The following is a 21075-nucleotide window of genomic DNA, read 5'->3' on the forward strand; positions in this document are numbered from 1 at the left end:
TTAGGCCGCGAGGCTGGCCCGTGGCCCGTGGCCCGTGGGCTGTGGCCCGTGGGCTGTGGCGGGTGGCCCGTGGGCTGTGGCCCGTGGGCTGTGGCGGGTGGCCCGTGGGCTGTGGCCCGTGGGCTGTGGCGGGTGGCCCGTGGGCTGTGGCCCGTGGGCTGTGGCGGGTGGCCCGCGGGCTGTGGCGTGTGGGCTGTGGCGTGTGGGCTGTGGGCTATGGGCCGTGGGGCTGTGGACCGTGAGCCCTCGTCCTCACTACGTATGCCGAATATCGCTCCGCGGCGGATGTCCGCGTCGGGTTGTCGGCGGATTCTCGGTGCATGACAGATTCGATCGTGGTCACCCGAGGGTTGACCAAACGCTACGGGGACCACATCGTTGTCGACGGCGTGAGTATGACCGTCGCGGCCGGCGAGATCTACGGGTTCCTCGGTCCGAACGGCGCGGGCAAGACCACCACCCTGCGCATGCTGGCCGGGCTGATCCGTCCGAGTGAAGGCACCGTCACGGTCGCGGGGCATCGGCCGGGCGATCCCGTGGTGGTTCGCCGGATCGGCGTGCTCATCGAGGGGCCTGGCTTCTACCCCTACCTTTCCGGCCGGGACAACCTGCGCGTGCTCGCGCGGTATCGGGGGCTCGGAGGGCCGGAGGTCGAGGAGGCGCTCGCGAGGGTCGGACTCGTGGGCCGGGCCGGCGACAAGTTCCGCACGTACTCGCTGGGGATGAAACAGCGGCTCGGTGTGGGCGCCGCGCTGCTCGGCAGTCCCGAACTGCTCATCCTGGACGAGCCGACCAACGGCCTGGACCCGGCGGGGATGGCCGAGATGCGGGAACTGATCACCGCTCTGGCCGCCGAGGGCCACACCGTGCTGTTGTCGAGCCATCTGCTCGGCGAAGTACAGGAGATCTGCGATCGGGTCGGCGTGATCTCGCAGGGCAGGCTGCTCACCGAAGCGACGGTCGCGCAGTTGCGCGGGGGCTCGTCGCTGGTGGTGCGGGCCGAGCCGCTCGAGGTCGCCTTACCCGCGGTGCGCGGGCTGGTCGGTGCGCGTTCGGCGCTGTTGACCGGGAGCGGCATCCGGATCGAGTCGGACACCGTCACCGCGCCCGCCGTGGCACGTGCGGTCGTGGCCTCGGGCGCGGACCTGCTGGAGCTGCGGGTCGACGAGAAGTCCCTGGAGGAAGTGTTCTTCGAGATGACGCAATGGGAGACCGCACGATGAACGGTATGGCACTGCGCGACCTGGTCGCGAGCACGAAAGCCGAAATGCTGCGGCTGCGAAAGTGGCCCGCGTTCTGGATCATTCTCGGCACGTGGATTCTGATGAATCTCACGTTCGCCTACTTGTTCAACTATCTTGCCTACACCTCCGGCGAATCGGGACGGATGTCCAACGGACTGCCGCGCGAGGCGCTGCTGCGGCAGATGTTGCCTGCCGCGGTCCCCGAAGTGTTCACCCAGGGCATGGCCATGTTCGGCGGCGCGCTGATGCTCGTCCTCGGCGCACTCACCGCCGGCAGCGGGTACGGCTGGGGGACCTGGAAGACGGTGTTCACCCAGGGGCCCTCCCGGGTACAGGCGGTCGCCGCGGTGCTGCTGAGCCTCGCGGTCGTGGTGGTGGGGCTGGTGTGCGCGGCATTCGTCGTGGACGTCTCGATCGCCGCGCTGATCGCGGCGTCCCAGTCGCAGGCGGTCTCGCTACCGGCACCGGACCGGTCACTGCTCGGAATTCTCACCGGCACAGCCATTCTCGGCATGTGGACGCTGGCGGGCGCGCTGATCGGCGCGATCGCGCGCGGCCCCGCGCTCGCGGTGGGGCTCGGCCTGGTCTGGGTGCTGGTGGTGGAGAATCTGCTGCGCGGCGCCGCCGGAATCTTCGCGCCGATCCGGGCGATCACCGATCACCTGCCCGGCACCGCGGCGGGGTCGCTGGCGGGGGCGATGCGGACAGTGGACGGTCCCACCACGCCGGGTGTGCTGGACGTGCTTCCACGGGCCGAATCGCTGGTCGTGCTGGCGGCCTACTTGGTGGTGTTCGCGAGCGGCACGATCTGGCTGATGCGCGAACGCGATCTGGTGTGAATCACGAGGGGTATCGAAAACCGTTGGTGCGCATTACTCGCCAGCGGTTTCGCCGGCGTGGACCGGTTTCACCCCGCGCCGAGCACGGTTTCGGCGATCGAGCGGAGTGCGCCGGTGATCTGCTCGGAGGACAACCCGCGTTCGCGTTGCTGCCGATAGACCTCGGCGGCCAGCGGTGCGAGGAGCGGATCGACCATGGCATCCGGCTCGCGAATTCCCGCCGCCACCAACAGCGCTCGCACATGCGCGTACCAGAACCCGTAGGCGCCGGTCGCGAAGCGCGCTCCGCCTGTTTCGGCGCCGAGGACCAGATGCGCGTGCGCGTCCAGCAATTCGACCATCGCGGCGTAGAAGGCCGCCAGTCTTTGTGCGGGCGCGGCGCCGGGGCCGAGGGGCGGCGGGCCGGACAGCAGTTTCTCTTGCAGCGCCCGTTCGTGTTCGTCCAAGAGGGCTACCGCGACCGACGTGGTGTCCGGATAGCGCCGATACAGGGTGCCGCGGCCGACGCCCGCGGCCTTGGCGATGTCGTCCATCGTCACCGTGCGGGGTTCCCGGGTGGCGAACAGCTCCGCGGCGGCGGCGAGCACCTTCGCCCGGTTGCGTGCCGCGTCCGCGCGTTCCGCGGGGGCCGCCGAGGGGCTCGGCCCGGTACCGGCGAGCAGGTCGGATCGGGGTTCCATGCCGTGACTGTAGCGGAACGCGGCATAAGTGGACAATATGTCCACATGTGCTCTACCGTCGAGTGAGGATGAATCGGACACACTGTCCAGTTAGTCGGAGGTTTGATCATGAGCACGTTGTTGCACCTCGACGCCAGCGCTCGGCCTCAATCGATCAGCAGGGAATTGAGCGCCGCGTTCGCCGACGCATGGCGCACGCGGCATCCCGGCGGCGGTTACCGCTACCGCGACCTCGCGGCCGAGCCGGTGCCGTTCATCGGAGCGGCGTGGACCGAACTGTGCGACGCCGTGCTCACCCTCCCGAGCACGGACCTGGAGCGGCTCGGCGACCTGGTCCGGACGCCGGAGCAGGCCGCCGCGTGGGACATCGTCGAGCCGCTGCTGTCGGAACTGCTTTCGGCGGAGGTGATCCTGATCGGCACGCCGATGTACAACTACTCCGTACCGGCCGCCCTGAAGGCCTGGCTGGACCAGGTGACCTTCCCGCGAATGACCCTGGGGCACCGGAGATTCGTCGTGACGAGCGCCCGCGGCGGCGCTTACTCGCCGGGCGCGCCCAAAGCGGCCTACGACTACCAAGAGCGCTTCCTCCGCGACTTCTTCGCGGGCCATTTCGCCGTGTCCGACACCGTTTTCGTGCACGCGGAACTGGCCAATTCCCGCCAGGACCCGGCGCTCGCGCACCGGCGTGCCGAGCACGACGCGTCCTACGCCGAGGCTCTGGCCACCGCTCGCGCGCTGGCCGGGGAGTACTGAGATGAACTGGGTGCTCCTCGTCGTGGCCGGTCTCGTGGAGATCGTCTGGTCGCAGAGCATCAAGCCGACCGAGAATTTCACCCGCCTGGTCCCGACTCTGGTCTGCTTCGTTCTCGGGGCCACCGCCGTGTACCTGCTGTCGCGCGCCATGCAGACCTTGCCGGTCGGTACCGCCTATGCGGTGTTCACCGGCATCGGCGCTCTCGGCGCGATCACCCTCGGGATCGTCGTCAACCGGGATCCGCTCAGCGCGGGCCGGGTGCTGGCGCTCGCGTTGATCCTCGGCGGCATCGTGCTGGCCAGGGTCACGAATCCGGAGTAGCGCCGTCCACACGGATTCGCTTGGCGCGTGGGAGTTTTACCGCCGAGCCGATCAGTACGTGTGGTCGGCGCGCCGCGGCGAACGCGATCGGCGAACCGGTGGGCCGGGGCGAGTCGGCCGGGGTAGGTTCGTGCTGAATCGTCAACAGCATCGGCGAAAGGACCGTGATGCCCACACGTACCGCGCGTACCGCTTGGACCGGCACCCTGCAGGAGGGATCGGGCCAGGTCGAACTGGCCAGTTCGGGGGTCGGTAAGTACGACGTGTCGTTCCCCAAGCGTTCCGCCGCGGAGGCCGACGGCACCACCAGCCCGGAGGAACTGATCGCGGCCGCGCACTCCTCCTGCTACGCGATGGCGCTCTCCGCGCAGATCGGCAACGCGGGCGGCACCCCGGAGAGCCTCGACGTCACCGCCGACGTGACGCTCGGCCCCGACCCGGCGGGCGGGTTCCGGATCACCGGGATCGAACTGACCGTCCGCGGTCGCGTCTCGGGAATCGACGCCGACGCGTTCCATGCCGCCGCCGAGGCGGCGAAGGCGGGATGCCCGGTCAGCAAGGCTCTCGCGGGCGTCGACCACATCAGCCTCGACGCGGCTCTCGCCTGATTCGCACTCCCGCTTCGTGCCCCGCACCCGGATAGGTGCGGGGCACGAAGCGCGGGTGCCGGCGTCAGCGTTTGCGGAAGTAACGGCGGGCGGTGCGGGTGTAGAGAGCGGGGATGGCGATCAGCACGGCGATGACGTGCACCGTGCGCAGGGCGGCGAGCAGCAGGGACGCCGCAGACGCGTCCCGGACGAGGTCGCGCAGTTCGCCGGCGGACATGGCCGCGGCGAGTGGCTCGATGATCAGCGACAACAGCCCGAATACGCCGATGCCGACGGTGATCAGCAGACGGGCCCAGCGGTCGCCGTAGGTCACGCGTACCGCGACGGCCAGCACCAGAAGGTAGATCGCCGCGCGCGCACCCAATCCGGCGGCGAGGTTCGCGGGGCCGGACTCGGAGAAAGCGAGCGCGGCCCGCACGACCGCCTCGACGGCCCCCGCGAGCAAAGCGACGACCAGAGCGACGAATGCGACGCGTACGGCGCGCGGTGGTTCAGCGGGGTGGACACGCAGCGGTGCGGGCCAGACGGAAAGGGCGGTGCCGGTCATGGGACCGACACTGCCTCAGCTCGTCTTGACGCGAATCACCCCGCGGTAGCAGCCGCCGCCCGTACCGGGGTATCGGTGCGCGTGGCGAACTCGGTGAGCGCCGCGAAGCCGAGGGCCAGGCAGGCCCACAGCGTCGCGGTCTCGGCCAGGGACGCCACCCGGAACTGCCACAGCAGGGTGGCCGGGAAGTCCGCGCTCACCTCGTTCACGCCGGGCAGCAGGATGTAACCGAGCGCGGTGACCAGCACGAATGCCGCGCCGCCACCGGCCAGGCGGAACGTGGGAAGCTGGGCGCGCAGCGCGGTGAACACCGCCACCGCCGCGCCGACCGCCACGAGACCGAGCACGACGGCTGCCAGCCACAGCAGGGTGCGCTCGTTGATGGTGTCCGGATCACCCACGGCGGGTGGGTTCGCCGGGTACTTGAAGAACGGCACCGCGACGATCGCGGCCCATCCTGCCGCGCCCAGGGTCAGCGCGAGCCGTGGCCCGGACAGCGTGGTGTAGCGCCGCGCGAAATGCGCGACCGAGGCGTAGATGGCGCCGAGCGCGAGCCCGGCCAGCCCGAGCGCGAGGAACTGCCCGAACTTCTGGCCGCCGCGGCTCACCAGCGGTTCTTCCTCGTCACCGTGGGTATGCCCGCCCGGGGATGTGGCGTGCTCGCCGTGCGTGTGCTCGGCGGCGGAGCCCGCTTCCTCGATGGCGATGGCGGCGTCCACCTCGGGTTCGCCGACGAAGTAACCGACTGTGGCGGCCAGCAGTCCGGCGACGAGGCCGGCCAGCAGGCCGCGCAGCAGCAGTGTGCGGAGCGAACCGATCAGTGGCACGGAAGCCCCAGCAGGTGGCGTCCGTCGTGCATCAGCTCGTGCAGGTACATCCCGCTGCGCGAGATGGCGCCCTGGTCGAAGCCGACCAGGTACAGCGTGAGCAGTGCGAGAAGAACGACACCTACCGTGACGAGCACGGTGGCCAGGGAATCGGTCGCCCGGCTGGGTGAATGCGCGATGGCCATTCGAGTCCTCCTTGGGATGCGCGTCCCATCGGGTGGTGGCGCGACGGTGCCGGTGTCTGGCTTTCCGGCACCGGACTCGGTGCGTGGAACACAGTGGCGCGACCGCTCCGGAATCTCACCGGAATTACCGCATCACCCTCGCGTTTGTCCTTCGAACTGTGACACCCGCATGCCACCGGCGTCAACCAGGTCCGGCACGGGCGTACCACGGCGTCGGGCGAGTCGCCGGGCAGGCGGACCTACCCGGCGGCGCATATCCGACTCAGTTCGCGGGCTTCGCGTCGACGTCGAGCACGACCTCGAATTCGAGCAGGGACGCACCCGTCGAGACCGGCTTCTGGCGCTCGCCCGCGTGCGCCTCGCGTGCGGGCCCGTCCCGCCACGCCGCGAAGGACTCTTCCGAATCCCACTGGGTGACAACGAAGTACCGCTTCTCTCCGGCGACCGGGCGGAGCAGCTGGAAGCCGAGGAAGCCGGGGGAGCCCTCGACCGCGTGCGCACGGTGGGCGAACCGCTTCTCCAATTCGGGGCCCGCGCCCTCGGGAACCTCGATCGCGTTGATCTTCACAACAGCCATGCGTCCAAGCTAGCGGCTGATGCCGAGCAGGTGCTCGGTGCCTCGTATTGTCGGAGCGATGTTGCACGACGAGGGCGGAGCAGGCGCGCCGATCCTGCTGCTGCACGGATTGATGGGCAGCGCGCGCACCTGGCGCGATCAGCTGGACTGGCTGCGCGAGCACGGCCACGTCCACACCTTCGACGCCGCGGGCCACGGCAGGCCTGCGCCCGCGGAATTGACCACCGAGGCCTTCGTCGACGACCTCGCCGCGGCCACCGCCGCGATCGGCGAGCCGATGGTGGTGATCGGTCATTCGATGGGCGGGCTGCACGGCTGGGTGTTCGCCGCGACCCACCCCGAACGGGTCCGGGCGCTGGTGATCGAGGACATCGCGCCGGACTTCACCGGCCGCACCGCCGCGCACTGGGCGGCGATGATCGAGGCGTGGCCGCAGCCGTTTCCGGACGACGATGCCGTGCTTTCCTTCTTCGGGCCGGTCGCCGGGCGGTACTTCCTGAACTCCTTCGAGCGCGGGCCGGAGGGATACCGGCTGCACGGCTCGGTCACCACCTTCCGCGATATCTCCGAGGAGTGGGGGACGCGCGACTTCTGGCGGCACTGGCACGCGGTGCGGGTTCCCGCGCTGTTGCTGGAGGGCGAGCACAGCATCACCCCACCGGGCCAGATGCGGCGGATGGCCGCCGCGCATCCGGGCGCCGACTACGTCCTGGTCCCCGGTGCGGGCCACCTGGTGCACGATGACCAACCGGAGCGTTATCGGGCCGAGGTCGAGCGCTTCCTGCGGCGCGTGCTCGGTAGGTAGGGGCCGAGTGGCCCCGCCGCGCAGTTCGGCCGCCGGGCTGCGACCGAACCGCTGTCGCGTCCGGCGGCGGGCCGGTACCGGCTCAGCTGTTCTTCCCGGGGTGGCCGCCCTCGCCCGCCAGGGCGAACAAGCCGTCGGGCGTCTGTTCGATCAGGCCGTCCACCAGCAACGAGTCCAGGGCGCGGTCGCGCTGGCCCGGGTCGCGGGTCCACGCCAGATCCAACCGCATTCGCTCCACCGGCCCGGTGGCGTGGCGCAGGACGTCCAGCAGGCGGCCCCGCGCTTGGCGGTCGGTGCCCTCGTACTTCTGGGTGCGCCGGACCACGTCGCTCACCGGCCTGCCCGCGGTGACCCACGCGCAGCTCGGAAGCGGGCAGCGCGAGCAGTCGGGCGTGCGGGCGGTGCACACGGTCGCGCCGAGTTCCATCAGGGCGGCGGAGAACACCGCGGCGCGCTCGATCTGGAGTGGGAGCAGCGCTTCGGTTTCGGGGAGGTCCCGCGACGAGGGGTTGCCCGCTTCCGCTCGGCCGTGCACAGCCCTGGCAACCACTCGGCGGACGTTGGTGTCCACCACGGGGACTCGTTGGCCGTACGCGAAACAGGCGACGGCGCGCGCGGTGTAGGCCCCGATGCCGGGCAGCCCGAGCAGCACGTCCACGTCGGCCGGGACTTCGTCGCCGTGCTCGGCCGCCAGCACCCTGGCGCACTCGTGCAGCCGCAGCGCTCGGCGCGGATAGCCGAGTTTGCCCCAGGCACGCAGTACTTCGGCCTGCGAGGAGGCGGCCATCGCCGAGGGGACCGGCCAGCGCGCCACCCACTCCCGCCAGATCGGTTCGACCCGCACGACCGGGGTCTGCTGCAGCATGATCTCGCTCATCAAGATCTGCCACGCGGTGACGCCCGGCCTGCGCCACGGCAGATCGCGGGCCGTCTCCCCGTACCAGTCCAGCAACGTGTCCGCGTCGATGCCCTTCGGCACGCCGTTCCGCACTGCCCTCACTATCCTTGTCCTACTGCCGCCAGGCGGTATTTGCCCACCTGTAACCAATCGAACTCGCTGGTAACGCAACCGTTGTGCACAATGGTCGGTATGCCGGATTCCAACCCGATCAGTGCCTGGAAGTCCTTGCGTGAAGGCAACGAGCGCTTCGTCAGCGGTGCGCTGCTGCATCCTAGCCAGGGTGCCGCGGACCGGGCCAAGCTCGTCAGCGGCCAGCATCCGCAAGCGATCTTGTTCGGTTGCGGCGACTCGAGGGTCGCCGCCGAATTGATCTTCGACCAGGGCCTCGGCGACATGTTCGTGGTGCGTACCGCGGGCCATGTGGTCGACAGCTCGGTCCTCGGCTCGATCGAGTACGGGGTGCAGGTGCTCAACGTGCCGCTCATCGTAGTGCTCGGGCACGACAGCTGCGGAGCCGTGAAGGCCACCATCGACGCGCTGGACGGCGGCGAGGTGCCGGGCGGGTTCATTCGCAGCGTGGTCGAGCGGGTCACGCCGTCCATTCTGATCGGACGGCGGGAAGGCCTGTCCACCGTCGACGAGATGGAGGCCAGGCACGTGGTGGAGACCAGCCGCCTGCTCATGCAGCGGTCGATGATCATCTCGCAGCGGGTCGCGACCGGTGAGTGCGCCATCGCGTGTGTGACCTACAAGCTGGCCGAGGGCAAAGTGCAGTTGCACCGGGTCGTCGGCAATATCGGCGAGGTGGCCTGAGCCGGGGCGCGCCCCCGGTTTGCCCAGCGTGTCGGCGGAATGTACTCGCCGCTGACGGGGGCGGGCGGCCGACACGCCGTGCCCCTGAGACGATGTGCACGAGCGTGCCCTTACCGTTGAGTCGTGCTGGAACCGAATGGACCGCTGCCACCGGAGATCTATTGGCGTCGCCGCGCGTTCGCCATCGGAGTTCTGGTGGTCGCGCTGGCGCTGGTGATCTGGGTCGTGCTCGCGATCGCGCGCGGCGGTGGCGACTCGCCCGGTGACGCCAAGGCCGCCGGGTCCAGTTCGGTCGTCGCCAAGTCCGCCGACGCGGCGGCCAAGCCCTCGGGCGAGTCCGGCGCGCCGAAGTCCTCCGCGGCGTCCACCAGCGCCGCTGCGGCGGGCCCATGCCCGGACCAGTCGCTGGCGATCAAGGTGACCGTGGAGCAGCCCACCTACAAGACCGGCGAGCAGCCGGTGTTCGGGATCGTCATCACCAACATCTCGGGGCTGGCCTGCACCCGCGACATGGGCTCCGGCCTCCAACAGGTTTCGGTGCACACGCTCGACGGCCAGCGGCGGCTGTGGTCGAGCACCGACTGCTACCCGGACGGCCAGCCCGACGTCCGGACGATGAGTCGCGGTGAGCAGGCGGCCTTCACGGTGACCTGGTCGGGCACCACGTCCCAGCCCAGCTGCGCGGGCGAACGCGTCCAGGTGCCACCGGGGCCGTACAGCGTGGTCGCGCAGCTCGGTTCGGTACGGAGCATGGCCGAGCCGTTCAATATCGCCTGAGAGGTCTTAGTTCTGTGTTGGTCTTTCCAGCGCCTGCGCCGCGAACGGCGCATGCTCGGTCTCGCTTCGCTCGAAACCGGTGGTCGGGCCGGTGTGGGCGCGTGGGGCGTTTGTAGCCGGACATGGTGCGGGCTGTTCGGGGGTTGGAGTCGATGAGCGCGGTGGCTGGTCGCGATCACGCTGCCCGGTGAGCGTGACGGCTGGTGTCGGGATCAGCCGGCGGCCTCTTCGGGGGCGGCGCGTAGTTTGCGCAGGCCCGCCATGCGGATGGCGGAGCGGAGGTCGGTGACCTCGTGGATCTTCATGGTGCTGCGCACCGGCGCGAGGCCGGGCGGCACCAGGGCGGTGGTGAAGCCGAGGCGTTCGGCTTCGGCCAGTCGGCGGTTGAGGCCGGTCACCTTGCGGACCTCGCCCGCGAGTCCGACCTCGCCGAGGATCACCCAGCCGGGCGGGATCGGCACGTCGGACTCGGCGCTGGCGATGGCCAGCGCGATGGCCAGGTCGGCGGACGGCTCGACCAGGCGCATGCCGCCGACCGTCGCGGCGTAGACGTCGCTCTTGCCGAGGAACACCCGTCCGCGGCTCTGCAGGACGGCCAAAACCATGGCGACCCGGTTGTAGTCCAGCCCGCTCACCGCGCGGCGCGGCTGCGGGATCTCCGTCTTCACGGTCAGGCCCTGCACCTCGCCGACCAGCGGTCGCTTGCCGTCCATGGCGACGGTCACCGCCGTGCCGGGCACCGAATCGGCCCGGTGATGCAGGAACAGGCCGGACGGGTCGTCCACGCAAGCGATGCCGTCCTCGTGCAACTCGAAGCAGCCCACCTCGTCGGCGCTGCCGAAGCGGTTCTTGATGCCGCGCACCATGCGCAGCGTCGAATTCTTGTCGCCCTCGAACTGCAGCACCACGTCGACCAGATGCTCGAGCGTGCGCGGACCCGCGACATTGCCGTCCTTGGTCACGTGCCCGACCAGCAGCACCGCGATCCCGCTCGACTTGGCCAGCGACGTCAGCGCGGCGGTGACCTCGCGTACCTGGGTGACGCCGCCGATCACGCCGTCCACCTCAGGGGCGTGCATGGTCTGCACCGAGTCGACCACCAGCAGCGTCGGCCGTACCTGCTCGACATGCCCGAGCACGATCGACAGATCCGATTCCGCCGCCAGGTAGACCCGATCGTGCACCGCGCCGGTGCGATCGGCGCGCAGCCGGACCTGCCCCGCCGACTCCTCCGCGGTGACGTACAGCGACTTCTCCTCGCGCTGGGCGGCCCAGCGATGCGCCACCTCGAGCAGCAGCGTCGACTTGCCCACCCCCGGCTCGCCGGACAGCAACACCACCGAGCCGGGCACCACCCCGCCGCCGAGCACCCGATCCAGCTCGCTGACGCCCGTCGCACGCGCTTTGGTGATCTTGGAGTCGATCTGCGAGATCGGCGCGGCCGCGGTGCTGGGCAACATCGCCTTCCGCCCGGGGGAACCGATCGCACCCGCCCCCGCGACTACCTCGTCGACAGTGCCCCAGGCCCCGCACTCAGGACACTTGCCAACCCATTTGGCGACTTCGTGCGAACAGGCGGAGCACCGGAAGGCCGGCTTGGTCTTTGCCACAGGCGCACCATACGCACCAACCCCGACACGCAGCGCTACGGCGCTGTGAGTCGACCAGGGTTCAGTGGCCGCCGCTGCCGTGGCCGCTGCCGTGTTCGGCTTCGGCCGGGCCGGACTTGTCGGACTCGTGACGCTCGGTGTGCAGGCCCGCGTCGACCGGGACCTGGACCTGGACGGTGCCGTTCTGCTTGAAGTTGAACGAGATGTTGTAGGTCAGGCCCGGGGTGATGTCCCTGGTCAGGCCGGTGATCTCGATCTGGATCGGCTTCGCCTCGGGGTCGGCGGCGGGCTGGGCGCCGTGCTCGCCCGCGCCGTGCGAATCGGCCGTGGTGGTCGGCGCGGTCGTACGCGGCGCGGAGGTGGTCGCACCCGCACCGGTGGTGGGCGCCGCGCTGGTGGTGGTCGGCGCGGCCTCACGCTTGACCGGCTCGCTCGCCGCGACCACGGTCTGCTGCGGAGCGAGTTCGACTACGGACTTACCGGAGGCGGGGGTGATCTTGACGGTGCCGAGGTCGGTGGTGATGCTGGTCAGCTCGTCGGAGACGGACTCGCTGTTGTTGATGATGGACAGCGCGATGAGCGCCTTGCCGCCCTTCGCGTTGTTGTGTCCGGCGCCCTCGTTCGGATACACGATGTGCACGTTGCGCAGCGCGAGGCGGCCGACGTCGGCGTAATTGCCGTTCACAGCGGCGACCTGGTCCGCGGTCTGCGAGATCTGGCCCGCGCCGCAGCCGGACAGAACAATCGCCGCTCCGGCGGCGAGTGCGGCAACCGTCACCATGCGACGTCGCGCCCCCTTCGGAGCGGTCACAGCTTTCAGGGCAGTCACGGGTTGTCCCTCCATGTCGACCGGGCTCTGCTCCGCGCGGGAGCGTAGTAACTAGGCAGCGTAGTAGTTCCCTCGGCAGGCCGGGCGCGGGGGCCGTGCCAACTCGGCTCCCGGGGCGTCGCGCGCCCCGCACTCCGGAAGCGCGGGCGGTGGGGAGCGGGCACTGGTGCGTCCGTGCCGACACACGCGTGTCGATAACGGTTCGGTCGAGCTTCGAAGGTTGCCGAGAGCGTGCCGGGCCGCGGGAGGGGAACGGCGCCGACCGAGCCGGGAGATAACTCGTTCTGGCACAACGTAATGCACACCGCCTGGCATCTGTCAAGCCCCAGGGTTGCCTCGTTGTGGCCCTGACCTGCACAGTTGATCGCGCCGTTATCGAGTCGCATGTTAAACTGTGAACATCGAAAGGGGCACGGGACACATGATTTTTAAGGTCGGAGACACCGTCGTTTACCCCCACCACGGAGCGGCGTTGATCGAAGCAATCGAAACTCGCACCATCAAGGGTGAGCAAAAAGAGTATCTGGTCCTGAAGGTCGCCCAAGGCGATCTCACTGTTCGGGTTCCCGCGGAGAACGCCGAATACGTCGGCGTGCGTGACGTCGTGGGTCAGGAGGGTCTCGATCGGGTCTTCCAGGTGCTTCGCGCGCCGCATACGGAGGAGCCGACCAACTGGTCCCGCCGCTACAAGGCCAACCTCGAGAAGCTCGCTTCCGGCGATGTGAACAAGGTGGCCGAGGTCGTCCGCGATCTGTGGCGCCGGGAACAGGACCGCGGCCTGTCCGCGGGCGAGAAGCGCATGCTCGCCAAGGCTCGGCAGATTCTTGTCGGTGAGCTCGCGTTGGCCGAAGGCACCGATGACGGCAAGGCTGAGACCCTGCTCGATGAGGTCCTCGCAGCGGCTTCCTGACCGTGAATACACCTGACAACGGTGTCCGTTCCACCGACGGACCCGTCGTTGCTCTGGTGCCTGCCGCCGGCCGTGGCGTGCGTCTGGGTGAATCGACACCCAAGGCGTTCGTCACGGTCGGCGGCACGCCCATGGTCCGGCTCGCCGTCGAAGGCTTGATCGCCTCGGGCGCGGTCGACCGGATCATCGTGATGGTTCCCACCGAACTCGTCGACAGCGCCGTTGCCCTGCTGCCGCCCTCGGATTCGGTTCAGGTGGTCGTCGGCGGCGCCGAACGCATCGACTCGGTGCGAGCGGGTATCGCCGCCGCGCCCGACGCCGCCTACTTTCTGGTGCACGACGCCGCCCGCGCCCTCACGCCGCCCGAGCTCATCGCCCGGGTCGCGGCGGAATTGCGCGCGGGCCGTCCCGCCGTGGTTCCCGGCCTTCCGGTGGCCGACACCATCAAGTCCGTCGACACGGCGGGCGTGGTGACCGGCACTCCCGCCCGCGCGCAGTTGCGCGCCATCCAGACGCCGCAGGGTTTCGCGGCCGAGCTGCTGCGCTCCGCTTACGCGACCGAGGGCGTCCAGGCAACCGATGACGCGGGTCTGGTCGAGCGGCTCGGCGTCGGAGTCCACACCATTCCCGGCGATCCGCTGGCCTTCAAGATCACCACTCCGCTCGACCTCCGGCTCGCCGACGCGGTGCTCGACGGCGCGGGCATCGCACGGGCGGTGACGCCGTGACCATGCGCGTCGGCATCGGCAGTGACGTCCATCCGATCGAAGCGGGCCGGCCCTGCTGGATGGCCGGTCTCCTGTTCGACGGCGACGACGGCTGCGCAGGCCACTCGGACGGCGACGTCGCCGCGCACGCGCTGTGCGACGCGCTGCTGTCCGCGGCCGGTCTCGGCGATGTCGGCGCGGTGTTCGGCACCGGACGCCCGGAATGGGCGGGTGTTTCCGGTGCGGCCATGCTGAAGGAAGTGCGCAGGCTGCTGGGCGAGGCGGGCTTCGAAGTGGTCAACGCCGCGGTGCAGGTGATCGGCAATCGCCCCAAGATCGGGCCCCGGCGCGCCGAGGCGCAACAGGTGCTCGGCGAGCTGCTCGCCGCCCCCGTGTCGGTGTCCGGCACCACCACCGACGGCCTCGGGCTGACCGGTCGCGGCGAGGGCGTCGCCGCCGTGGCGACGGCCCTGCTGCAAGCCTGTCGTTGATCCTGCTCCGGCGGACCCGAGCCGGTCCGTGAACGACCTTATACACCAGCTAGGATCGACTGCCGTGACGCTGCGCCTCTTTGACACCGACACGCGGACCGTGCGCGATTTCGCGCCCTTGGTCCCCGGCCGTGCCTCGGTGTACCTCTGTGGCGCGACCGTGCAGGGTGAGCCGCACATCGGCCATGTGCGCAGCGGAGTCGCGTTCGACGTGCTGCGACGCTGGTTGCTGGCGCACGACTTCGACGTCTGGTTCATCCGCAACGTCACCGATATCGAGGACAAGATCCTGACCAAGGCCGCCGAGGCGGGCAGGCCGTGGTGGGAGTGGGCCGCCACGCACGAGCGCGCGTTCGACCGCGCCTACGAAAAGCTCGGTGTGCTGCCGCCGTCCGCGGAGCCCCGCGCCACCGGGCACATCACCCAGATGGCCGACATGATGCAGCGGCTGATCGACCGCGGGCACGCCTACGCCTCGGCGGGCAACGTCTACTTCGACGTGGTCAGCTTTCCCGATTACGGCAAGCTGTCCGGTCACAAGCTCGATGACGTGCACCAGGGTGAGAGCGCGGGCGAGGGCAAGCGCGACCCGCGCGACTTCACCCTGTGGAAGGCGGCCAAGCCGGGCGAGCCGACCTGGCCGTCGCCGTGGGGGCCCGGCCGCCCCGGCTGGCACCTGGAGTGCTCCGCGATGGCCGAGTTCTACCTCGGTGCGGAATTCGACATCCATTGCGGCGGTATGGATCTGGTGTTCCCGCACCACGAGAACGAGATCGCCCAGTCGAAGGCCGCCGGTGACGGCTTCGCCAGGTACTGGCTGCACAACGGCTGGGTGACCATGGGCGGGGAGAAGATGTCCAAGTCGCTGGGCAATGTGCTGTCGGTGCCGAACGTGCTGAAACAGGTGCGTGCCGTCGAACTGCGGTTCTACCTGGGCAGCGCGCACTACCGCTCGATGCTGGAGTACTCCGAGAAGGCGCTGCACGACGCGGCGCAGTCCTACCAGCGCATCGAGGCGTTCGTGAGTCGGGTGGTGGACCGGGCCGGTGAGATTCCGGTGGGCAAGTGGACCGACGCGTTCGCCGCCGCCCTCGACGACGATCTGGCCGTGCCGAAGGCGCTGGCGGAGATCCACCGCGCGGTGCACGAGGGCAACAAAGCGCTGGAGGTCGGCGCGATCGACTCCGCACGCGATCTGGCGAGCCAGGTGCGCGCCATGCTCGGCATCCTCGGCGTCGATCCGCTCGACCCGCACTGGTATACCCCGAGTGATTCCTCCGCCGCGATCGGCGCTCTGGACGTGCTGGTGCGTGCGGAACTCGACCGCCGCCAGGAGGCGCGGGCCACGAAGGACTGGGCTACCGCCGACGGCGTGCGCGACCGCCTGCAGTCAGCGGGCATCGAGGTCACCGACACCGCCAACGGTCCCGAATGGGCGCTCGGCGAACCGCAATCCGGAAAGGCCAAGTGATGGCAGGCAATTCGCAGCGCCGAGGTGCGATCCGCAAGAGCGGAAGCAAGAAGGGCGCGGTGGTCGGCTCCGGCGGCAAGCGCAGGCGCGGGCTGGAAGGCCGTGGCGCGACCCCGCCCGCCGAGATGCGGACCAAGCATCCGGCGGCCAAGCGGGCGGCCGCGAAAACCAAGGCCGCGCAAGGCCGTGGTGCGGCGTCCCGGCCCGCGGGGCGCAAGACCGACGACGGTCCGGAGTTGGTGCTCGGGCGCAATCCGGTGATCGAGTGCCTGCGCGCGGGTGTGCCCGCGACGGCGCTGTACGTCGCGGTGGGCACCGAGAACGACGATCGGCTGACCGAGAGCGTGCGGCTCGCCGCCGACAAGGGCATCTCCATCCTGGAGCTTCCGCGCACCGACCTGGACCGGATGAGTGCCAACGGCTTGCACCAGGGCGTCGCCCTGCAGGTGCCGCCGTACCGCTATGCCCACCCGGACGACCTGCTCGACCGGGCGCGCGGTTCCGCGCAGCCCGCGCTGCTGGTCGCCCTGGACAACATCTCCGACCCGCGCAATCTCGGCGCGGTGGTTCGCTCCGTGGCGGCCTTCGGTGGCCACGGCGTGCTGATCCCGCAGCGGCGCAGTGCGAGCGTCACAGCGGTTGCCTGGCGCACCAGCGCGGGCGCCGCCGCTCGGCTCCCGGTCGCCCGCGCGACGAATCTCACTCGCACGCTGAAGGACTGGGCGTCCCAGGGCGTTCAGATCGTCGGCTTGGACGCCGGTGGCGATACCTCCCTGGACGATTTCGACGGCCGTGAACCCACCGTGATCGTGGTCGGCTCGGAGGGCAAAGGGCTTTCCCGCCTGGTCCGGGAGTCCTGTGACGCGATCCTGTCGATCCCGATGGCGGGCCCGGTGGAATCGTTGAACGCGTCGGTCGCCGCCGGTGTCGTGCTCTCCGAAGTCGCCCGGCAACGCCGCGCCTGAGGAGATTCGTCGGTCGGTATCGTCGCCCGCCGACTTCTGCGCAGGTCCGGCCGGTGCGGCGAACCATCCGGCGGCCAGGGAATCGGCGCGTAGCTGGGCATGGTCCGGCTGCTGCCGGGCGTCGCTCGCGGGCGGCGCCAGGACGGCTTCAACCGGCCTGCGGTATCCCGGATGAATTCCTCGCCGAAGCGACGTCGAGTGCCGTCGCGCCCGGCAATCTCGCGAATGGCAGCACGCGACAATAGATTTCGTAAGAACGTGACCAACTCGGCGGGTACGCCCGAAACCTGAGCATCACCAATCGCATAACCTGCCCCCGAATCTCGCCATCACCGACTCGTAGGGTCTAAAGACCCGGAGAAGCGGCACATCCCAGTAGAATTCGGCTGGTGGTGATACCCAATCAGCCCATCGGTCAGACGGTCGAGCATCCGAACGCGACTGCGGTGTTGTTCCTCGGCGCGGTCAGCGTCTTCTGCTGCGGGGTGCTGGGGCCGGTGGCGTGGGCGCTGGGGCGGCGCGCGCTCGACCAGATCGAGCAATCCGGCGGCGCGTACAGTGGCCGCGCCCAGGTGATGGTCGGCTACATCCTCGGCGTCGTCGGCACCGTCCTGATGATCATCTTCGCGGTGCTGTTCGTGCTCATCCTGCTCGGCGGCAACGCTTGAGAGGCGAAGCGGCGCCGGACCGGCTGTAGCGCTGGGTGCCGGGCGCAGCGGGACGGAGGTTCGTCCACAGCGCCGGGCCGTGGCCGGGCACTCACAGTGGGGCTGTATTTCGGGCGGAGTCCGCCGACGGCGCCCCAGAGGCGGCCGCCCTAGTCCAGACTGGGCCGTTCGCGATCCGCGCCGTCCCAGGCGGGCCATTCCGTGCTGACGCTGCCGGACCAGCTGGGTTGCCTGCGGTCCCGGAAGGCGGCCATGGCCTCGCCGCCGTCGATGCTCTTGGTCGCGTGCTGGTTCAGCTCGGATTCCAGCTGCCCGACGACCGTGGGAGTCATGCCGAGCCCTTCCCATAGCAGCCGCTTGGACAGCGCCACCGGGAGCGGGGCCGAACCGTTGGCGAGGTCGTGCGCGACGGCGAGCGCGGTCGGCAGCACCTCGCCCCCGGGTAGCGAGCTGTTGGCCAGGCCCATCGCCTTCGCCTCGTCGCCGTCGAACGTGCGCCCGGTCAGCATGATGTCGGCGGCGTTGGCCATGCCGACGAGCCGGGGTAGCGTCCAGTGCGCGTAGCCGTCGGCCACGACGCCGCGGCGGACCTGGTTCAGCCCGTAGACCGCGTCGCGCGCCATGTACCGCAGGTCGCACTGGAGGGCGAGCGCCAAGCCGATGCCGACGGCGTGGCCGTTCACCGCCGCGATCACCGGCTTACGCACCCGCCACGGCGGCGGATCGATGGTGGCGCTGACCTCGCCGACTCGGTTGGACAGATCCGCGCCCGCGCAGAACGCGGGCGGGGTGCCGGTGACGATCACGGCACGAATGGCGTCTTCCGCGTCGCACCGCTGCAACGCGGCGCCCAATTCGGCGGCCATCGTGGGGGTGAAGGCGTTCTGTTGCGCGGGCCGGTTGAGCGTGAGCACGGCGACGCCCCGGGAGACGTCGACGTGCAGTTCCGAACTCATGCCACAGGATGTTAGCCGACGGACGCGGACCTGACCTCGGGCCGAAAGTCCTCAGCTATCCGCGCAGCACCTTGCGCCCGATGGCGTACTTGTGCACCTCGGTCGGCCCGTCGTAGAGCCGGAAGGCGCGCATGTCCCGGAAGATCATCTCGACCACCGTCTCGTCGCTGATGCCGATGCCGCCGAGCACCTGCACGCACCGGTCGGCGACCTTGAACAGTTCCTCGGAGACGAACGACTTGGCGATCGAGCTCTCGTGCCGCGCCTTCTCGCCGTTGTCCATCAGCCAGCACGCGTGCCAGATGGTCAGCCTGCACTGGTGCAGTGCGATCTCGTTGTCCGCCAACATGAACGAAACGCCCTCGTGTTCGCCGATCGGCTTGCCGAACGCGGTGCGGGTGCGCGCGTGCTCGATCGCGATGCTCTGGGCCCGTTCGGCGGCGCCGAGCCAGCGCATGCAATGGGTCAGGCGGGCCGGGGCGAGCCGGAGCTGGGCGTAGCGCAGCGCTTGGCCCGCCTCGCCGAGCAGCGCTTCCCTGGGCAGGACCAGGTTGTCGAAGCGGACCACGCCGTGCCCGGCGACGTAGTTGCGGTCCATCGTGTTCATCGTGCGTTCGATGACGATGCCGGGCTCGTCACCGTCGGCGAGGAACAGCGTGGGGCCCTCGGGCAGGTGCGGGTTGGCGGCGAGGCGCGCCATGATGATCCAGGTCTTCGCGCCGTTGGCGCCGGTGATCAGCCATTTACGGCCGTTGATGGTGAAGTGCTCGCCGTCGAAGCTCGCCGCGGTGGACAGCTGGGCCGGGTCGGAGCCTGCCCCGTCCGGCTCGGTCATGGCGAAGACCGAGCGCTGATGGCCCGCGATCACCGGGGCCAGGTAGCGCTGCACCTGATCGGGGTCGGCCACCTTGGACAGCAGGAACATGTTGCCCTCGTCGGGCGCCGCGCAGTTCATCGCGACCGGGCCGAGTGTGGACCAGCCCGCCGCTTCGTAGATCACGGCCTGCTCGATGTGGGTCAGCCCGCGCCCGCCGAGCGATTCGGGCGCCTGCACGGTGAGCAACTCTTCGGCGCGGGCGAGCTCGACGAGTTCCTGCCGCAGCTCGTCGGTCGGGCCGTGCGCGGTCAGGCGCGGGTCCCGCTCGTACGGGACGATCTTGTCGATGACGAAACGGCGTACTCGGTCGCGTTCGGCGGCGAGTTCGGCGGGAATCGCGAAATCGATCATCGTTGGTCACCATTCGTTCGGGGGCGCGATGCGTCGAGCATACGAAAGCCTCCGGAAATGACTGAAGGCGGCTGCCATCAAAGATGTCCTCAGGCGGTGGCAGCGCCCTGAGCTGCACCGATAACCGCCGGATGCGGTGCCGCCGCTACCGAGCATCGTTGCGATCATCGGGGAGCCGGTGATACGGACGAGGAGATCCTCGCCGTGATCGCACAGGTCTTCCTCGGCATTCCTGATGCGGCACGCGGAGCCGCCCGTCGTGCAGACACAACTGAGGGTTCGACGCGGAGTCGACGAGACCGCGGCGACGGTCGCGAACCGCGGCCGAGGAAATGCGAGCTGCGCGGATCACCCACCTCGAGACTCCACGGGCTGTGCAGCGCCGCGAGGCTCCCCGGGCTGTGCAAGCGCCGCGAGGGGTGCGGCAGGATCGCGTCAGCGGGCCACTGAGCGGTCTCAGCGGGCGCCGGCGAGCCTGCGGTTACGGCTGCCCAGCAGGCGGCAGGCGAGGTAGATCAGGAACGAGATGGTGGTGACGAAGGTCGAGACGGGGACGCCCGGCGCCAGCGACAGCAGGATGCCACCCACCGCGGCGACTTCGGCGAACACCACGGCGAGGACGGTCGCCCGGATCGGGTCCGCGGTGAGCTGCGCCGCCGCTGCCGCCGGGGTGATCAGCAGGGCGAGGACCAGCAGCGCCCCGACGATCTGCACCCCGAACGCCGCCGTGATGCCCAGCAGCACGGCGAACACGATGGACAGCGCACGCACCGGAACCCCGCGCGCCACCGCCACCTCCGGATCGGAGCTGGCGAACAGCAGCGGCCGGTAGACGAACGCCAGCACCGCGATCACCCCGGCGGTGCAGACGGCGAGCAGGCCGAGGCCGTTGTTGCCGACGCTCACCACCTGGCCGGTCAGCAGGGAGAACTTCGATCCCGCACGGTCGGGACCCAGCCACAGGAACAGCACCGAGAGACCCAGTCCGAACGAGAGCACCACGGCGATCACCGAATCGCGCTCGCGCGCCCGGGTACCGAGCAGGCCGAACAGCACCGCCGCGACCACCGACCCCGCGATGGCGCCGAGACCGACACCGACACCGGCCAGCAGCGCGGCGGCGGCTCCGGTCAGCGATAGTTCGCTGGTGCCGTGCACGGCGAAGGACATTTGCCTGCTGATGATCAGCGGGCCGATCACCCCGGACAGCAGTCCGAGCAGGGCCGCGGCGAGCAGCGCCTGCTGGACGAAGCCGTAGGACAGCAGGTTCGCGGTGGTGCCGAAGTCCAGCATCTTGCCGAGGACGCCGGAGAGCTTGTCGGTCACGAACGCACTCCGCTCTCATCCGGGGCCGGGTGG

At 69.8% G+C, this 21075-nt stretch carries 25 protein-coding genes; 14 read left to right on the forward strand and 11 right to left on the reverse strand.

The annotated features are described in order from the left end of the window. Positions 1–320: 320 nt before the first annotated feature. Both ON19_RS02465 and ON19_RS02470 read left to right on the forward strand, forming a co-directional pair. Positions 321–1223 carry an ABC transporter ATP-binding protein gene (locus tag ON19_RS02465; protein WP_043685978.1) on the forward strand — a complete coding sequence of 301 codons (903 nt, stop codon included), beginning with the start codon at positions 321–323 and terminating at the stop codon, positions 1221–1223. 5 nt (positions 1224–1228) lie between these two features. Continuing rightward, on the forward strand, positions 1229–2083 hold the full coding sequence (locus ON19_RS02470; RefSeq protein ID WP_043686064.1) for an ABC transporter permease: 855 nt from the start codon (positions 1229–1231) through the stop codon (positions 2081–2083). Positions 2084–2151: 68 nt separating this feature from the next. Here ON19_RS02470 and ON19_RS02475 read toward each other — a convergent pair whose 3' ends face one another. Beyond that, positions 2152–2763, reverse strand: coding sequence for a TetR/AcrR family transcriptional regulator (locus tag ON19_RS02475; protein ID WP_043686068.1), 612 nt, complete (start codon positions 2761–2763; stop codon positions 2152–2154). Positions 2764–2871: 108 nt separating this feature from the next. Between ON19_RS02475 and ON19_RS02480 the strand changes: the two genes are divergently transcribed. From ON19_RS02480 to ON19_RS02490, 3 genes are all read left to right on the forward strand, one after another. Then, a complete protein-coding gene (locus ON19_RS02480; RefSeq protein WP_043685981.1) occupies positions 2872–3519 on the forward strand; it encodes an FMN-dependent NADH-azoreductase in 648 nt (215 codons plus the stop codon). A 1-nt stretch (position 3520) separates the two neighbouring features. Further along, positions 3521–3841 (forward strand): DMT family transporter, encoded by a 321-nt coding sequence (locus ON19_RS02485; RefSeq protein ID WP_043685984.1) that lies wholly within the window; start codon positions 3521–3523, stop codon positions 3839–3841. Between the two features lie 167 nt (positions 3842–4008). Then, the gene (locus ON19_RS02490; RefSeq protein WP_043685987.1) at positions 4009–4449 is read left to right on the forward strand and encodes an OsmC family peroxiredoxin; all 441 of its coding nucleotides are present in this window, start codon (positions 4009–4011) and stop codon (positions 4447–4449) included. A 64-nt stretch (positions 4450–4513) separates the two neighbouring features. On the opposite strand, the gene ON19_RS02495 is transcribed toward ON19_RS02490, so the two are convergent. The 4 genes from ON19_RS02495 to mhuD all read right to left on the reverse strand — a co-directional run bounded on the left by ON19_RS02495 (position 4514) and on the right by mhuD (position 6585). Further along, positions 4514–4996, reverse strand: a complete 483-nt coding sequence (locus tag ON19_RS02495; protein ID WP_043685990.1) for a hypothetical protein — start codon at positions 4994–4996, stop codon at positions 4514–4516. Between the two features lie 35 nt (positions 4997–5031). Further along, positions 5032–5823 (reverse strand): CbtA family protein, encoded by a 792-nt coding sequence (locus ON19_RS02500; RefSeq protein WP_043685994.1) that lies wholly within the window; start codon positions 5821–5823, stop codon positions 5032–5034. Next, positions 5814–6008 (reverse strand): CbtB domain-containing protein, encoded by a 195-nt coding sequence (locus tag ON19_RS02505; protein ID WP_043685997.1) that lies wholly within the window; start codon positions 6006–6008, stop codon positions 5814–5816. Before ON19_RS02505 ends, ON19_RS02500 begins: the two co-directional genes overlap by 10 nt. Before the next feature lie 262 nt (positions 6009–6270). Further along, positions 6271–6585, reverse strand: coding sequence for a mycobilin-forming heme oxygenase MhuD (gene mhuD / locus ON19_RS02510; protein WP_043686001.1), 315 nt, complete (start codon positions 6583–6585; stop codon positions 6271–6273). Between the two features lie 58 nt (positions 6586–6643). On the opposite strand from mhuD, the gene ON19_RS02515 reads away from it, so the two are divergent. Further along, positions 6644–7390, forward strand: coding sequence for an alpha/beta fold hydrolase (locus tag ON19_RS02515; RefSeq protein ID WP_043686004.1), 747 nt, complete (start codon positions 6644–6646; stop codon positions 7388–7390). 82 nt (positions 7391–7472) lie between these two features. Here ON19_RS02515 and ON19_RS02520 read toward each other — a convergent pair whose 3' ends face one another. Beyond that, the gene (locus tag ON19_RS02520; RefSeq protein ID WP_372478670.1) at positions 7473–8390 is read right to left on the reverse strand and encodes an HhH-GPD family protein; all 918 of its coding nucleotides are present in this window, start codon (positions 8388–8390) and stop codon (positions 7473–7475) included. Between the two features lie 90 nt (positions 8391–8480). Between ON19_RS02520 and ON19_RS02525 the strand changes: the two genes are divergently transcribed. After that, positions 8481–9104 carry a carbonic anhydrase gene (locus tag ON19_RS02525; protein ID WP_043686074.1) on the forward strand — a complete coding sequence of 208 codons (624 nt, stop codon included), beginning with the start codon at positions 8481–8483 and terminating at the stop codon, positions 9102–9104. A 123-nt stretch (positions 9105–9227) separates the two neighbouring features. Then, positions 9228–9881, forward strand: coding sequence for a hypothetical protein (locus ON19_RS02530; RefSeq protein ID WP_043686007.1), 654 nt, complete (start codon positions 9228–9230; stop codon positions 9879–9881). A 212-nt stretch (positions 9882–10093) separates the two neighbouring features. On the opposite strand, the gene radA is transcribed toward ON19_RS02530, so the two are convergent. Then, entirely contained in the window at positions 10094–11491 is a 1398-nt protein-coding gene (gene radA, locus ON19_RS02535) for a DNA repair protein RadA (RefSeq protein WP_043686010.1), read from the reverse strand. Positions 11492–11552: 61 nt separating this feature from the next. Continuing rightward, on the reverse strand, positions 11553–12302 hold the full coding sequence (locus tag ON19_RS02540) for a copper chaperone PCu(A)C domain-containing protein (RefSeq protein ID WP_043686013.1): 750 nt from the start codon (positions 12300–12302) through the stop codon (positions 11553–11555). Between the two features lie 439 nt (positions 12303–12741). Between ON19_RS02540 and carD the strand changes: the two genes are divergently transcribed. From carD to ON19_RS02570, 6 genes are all read left to right on the forward strand, one after another. Continuing rightward, positions 12742–13230, forward strand: coding sequence for an RNA polymerase-binding transcription factor CarD (gene carD / locus ON19_RS02545; RefSeq protein WP_011206964.1), 489 nt, complete (start codon positions 12742–12744; stop codon positions 13228–13230). Positions 13231–13232: 2 nt separating this feature from the next. Beyond that, entirely contained in the window at positions 13233–13958 is a 726-nt protein-coding gene (ispD, locus tag ON19_RS02550; RefSeq protein ID WP_051168463.1) for a 2-C-methyl-D-erythritol 4-phosphate cytidylyltransferase, read from the forward strand. Positions 13959–13960: 2 nt separating this feature from the next. Further along, positions 13961–14428: a 2-C-methyl-D-erythritol 2,4-cyclodiphosphate synthase gene (gene ispF / locus ON19_RS02555; protein ID WP_043686080.1), complete on the forward strand. Its 468-nt coding sequence runs from the start codon at positions 13961–13963 to the stop codon at positions 14426–14428. Between the two features lie 64 nt (positions 14429–14492). Next, on the forward strand, positions 14493–15899 hold the full coding sequence (gene cysS / locus ON19_RS02560; RefSeq protein ID WP_043686016.1) for a cysteine--tRNA ligase: 1407 nt from the start codon (positions 14493–14495) through the stop codon (positions 15897–15899). Beyond that, positions 15899–16864 (forward strand): 23S rRNA (guanosine(2251)-2'-O)-methyltransferase RlmB, encoded by a 966-nt coding sequence (gene rlmB, locus ON19_RS02565; protein ID WP_043686019.1) that lies wholly within the window; start codon positions 15899–15901, stop codon positions 16862–16864. Before cysS ends, rlmB begins: the two co-directional genes overlap by 1 nt. Before the next feature lie 389 nt (positions 16865–17253). Beyond that, a complete protein-coding gene (locus tag ON19_RS02570; protein WP_043686023.1) occupies positions 17254–17532 on the forward strand; it encodes a DUF4190 domain-containing protein in 279 nt (92 codons plus the stop codon). 149 nt (positions 17533–17681) lie between these two features. Here ON19_RS02570 and ON19_RS02575 read toward each other — a convergent pair whose 3' ends face one another. From ON19_RS02575 to ON19_RS02585, 3 genes are all read right to left on the reverse strand, one after another. Beyond that, positions 17682–18488, reverse strand: a complete 807-nt coding sequence (locus tag ON19_RS02575; RefSeq protein ID WP_043686026.1) for an enoyl-CoA hydratase/isomerase family protein — start codon at positions 18486–18488, stop codon at positions 17682–17684. 55 nt (positions 18489–18543) lie between these two features. After that, positions 18544–19716 (reverse strand): acyl-CoA dehydrogenase family protein, encoded by a 1173-nt coding sequence (locus ON19_RS02580; RefSeq protein WP_043686029.1) that lies wholly within the window; start codon positions 19714–19716, stop codon positions 18544–18546. A 456-nt stretch (positions 19717–20172) separates the two neighbouring features. Continuing rightward, the gene (locus ON19_RS02585; protein ID WP_086006584.1) at positions 20173–21009 is read right to left on the reverse strand and encodes a metal ABC transporter permease; all 837 of its coding nucleotides are present in this window, start codon (positions 21007–21009) and stop codon (positions 20173–20175) included. Positions 21010–21075: the final 66 nt, after the last annotated feature.

This window comes from Nocardia abscessus NBRC 100374 (genome assembly GCF_000308455.1).
GTDB classification, from domain to species: domain Bacteria; phylum Actinomycetota; class Actinomycetes; order Mycobacteriales; family Mycobacteriaceae; genus Nocardia; species Nocardia abscessus.

Excerpts from the sequence above, each read along its gene's own strand:
- ON19_RS02485 (WP_043685984.1), top strand. The coding sequence starts at position 3,521 with ATGAACTGGGTGCTCCTCGTCGTGGCCGGTCTCGTGGAGATCGTCTGG.
- mhuD (WP_043686001.1), bottom strand. The coding sequence starts at position 6,585 with ATGGCTGTTGTGAAGATCAACGCGATCGAGGTTCCCGAGGGCGCGGGC.
- ON19_RS02515 (WP_043686004.1), top strand. The coding sequence starts at position 6,644 with ATGTTGCACGACGAGGGCGGAGCAGGCGCGCCGATCCTGCTGCTGCAC.
- ON19_RS02585 (WP_086006584.1), bottom strand. The coding sequence starts at position 21,009 with ATGCTGGACTTCGGCACCACCGCGAACCTGCTGTCCTACGGCTTCGTC.
- ON19_RS02575 (WP_043686026.1), bottom strand. The coding sequence starts at position 18,488 with ATGAGTTCGGAACTGCACGTCGACGTCTCCCGGGGCGTCGCCGTGCTC.
- ON19_RS02475 (WP_043686068.1), bottom strand. The coding sequence starts at position 2,763 with ATGGAACCCCGATCCGACCTGCTCGCCGGTACCGGGCCGAGCCCCTCG.
- ON19_RS02505 (WP_043685997.1), bottom strand. The coding sequence starts at position 6,008 with ATGGCCATCGCGCATTCACCCAGCCGGGCGACCGATTCCCTGGCCACC.
- ON19_RS02495 (WP_043685990.1), bottom strand. The coding sequence starts at position 4,996 with ATGACCGGCACCGCCCTTTCCGTCTGGCCCGCACCGCTGCGTGTCCAC.
- ON19_RS02580 (WP_043686029.1), bottom strand. The coding sequence starts at position 19,716 with ATGATCGATTTCGCGATTCCCGCCGAACTCGCCGCCGAACGCGACCGA.
- ON19_RS02490 (WP_043685987.1), top strand. The coding sequence starts at position 4,009 with ATGCCCACACGTACCGCGCGTACCGCTTGGACCGGCACCCTGCAGGAG.
- carD (WP_011206964.1), top strand. The coding sequence starts at position 12,742 with ATGATTTTTAAGGTCGGAGACACCGTCGTTTACCCCCACCACGGAGCG.
- ON19_RS02465 (WP_043685978.1), top strand. The coding sequence starts at position 321 with ATGACAGATTCGATCGTGGTCACCCGAGGGTTGACCAAACGCTACGGG.
- ON19_RS02470 (WP_043686064.1), top strand. The coding sequence starts at position 1,229 with ATGGCACTGCGCGACCTGGTCGCGAGCACGAAAGCCGAAATGCTGCGG.
- ispF (WP_043686080.1), top strand. The coding sequence starts at position 13,961 with ATGCGCGTCGGCATCGGCAGTGACGTCCATCCGATCGAAGCGGGCCGG.
- rlmB (WP_043686019.1), top strand. The coding sequence starts at position 15,899 with ATGGCAGGCAATTCGCAGCGCCGAGGTGCGATCCGCAAGAGCGGAAGC.
- ON19_RS02525 (WP_043686074.1), top strand. The coding sequence starts at position 8,481 with ATGCCGGATTCCAACCCGATCAGTGCCTGGAAGTCCTTGCGTGAAGGC.
- ON19_RS02480 (WP_043685981.1), top strand. The coding sequence starts at position 2,872 with ATGAGCACGTTGTTGCACCTCGACGCCAGCGCTCGGCCTCAATCGATC.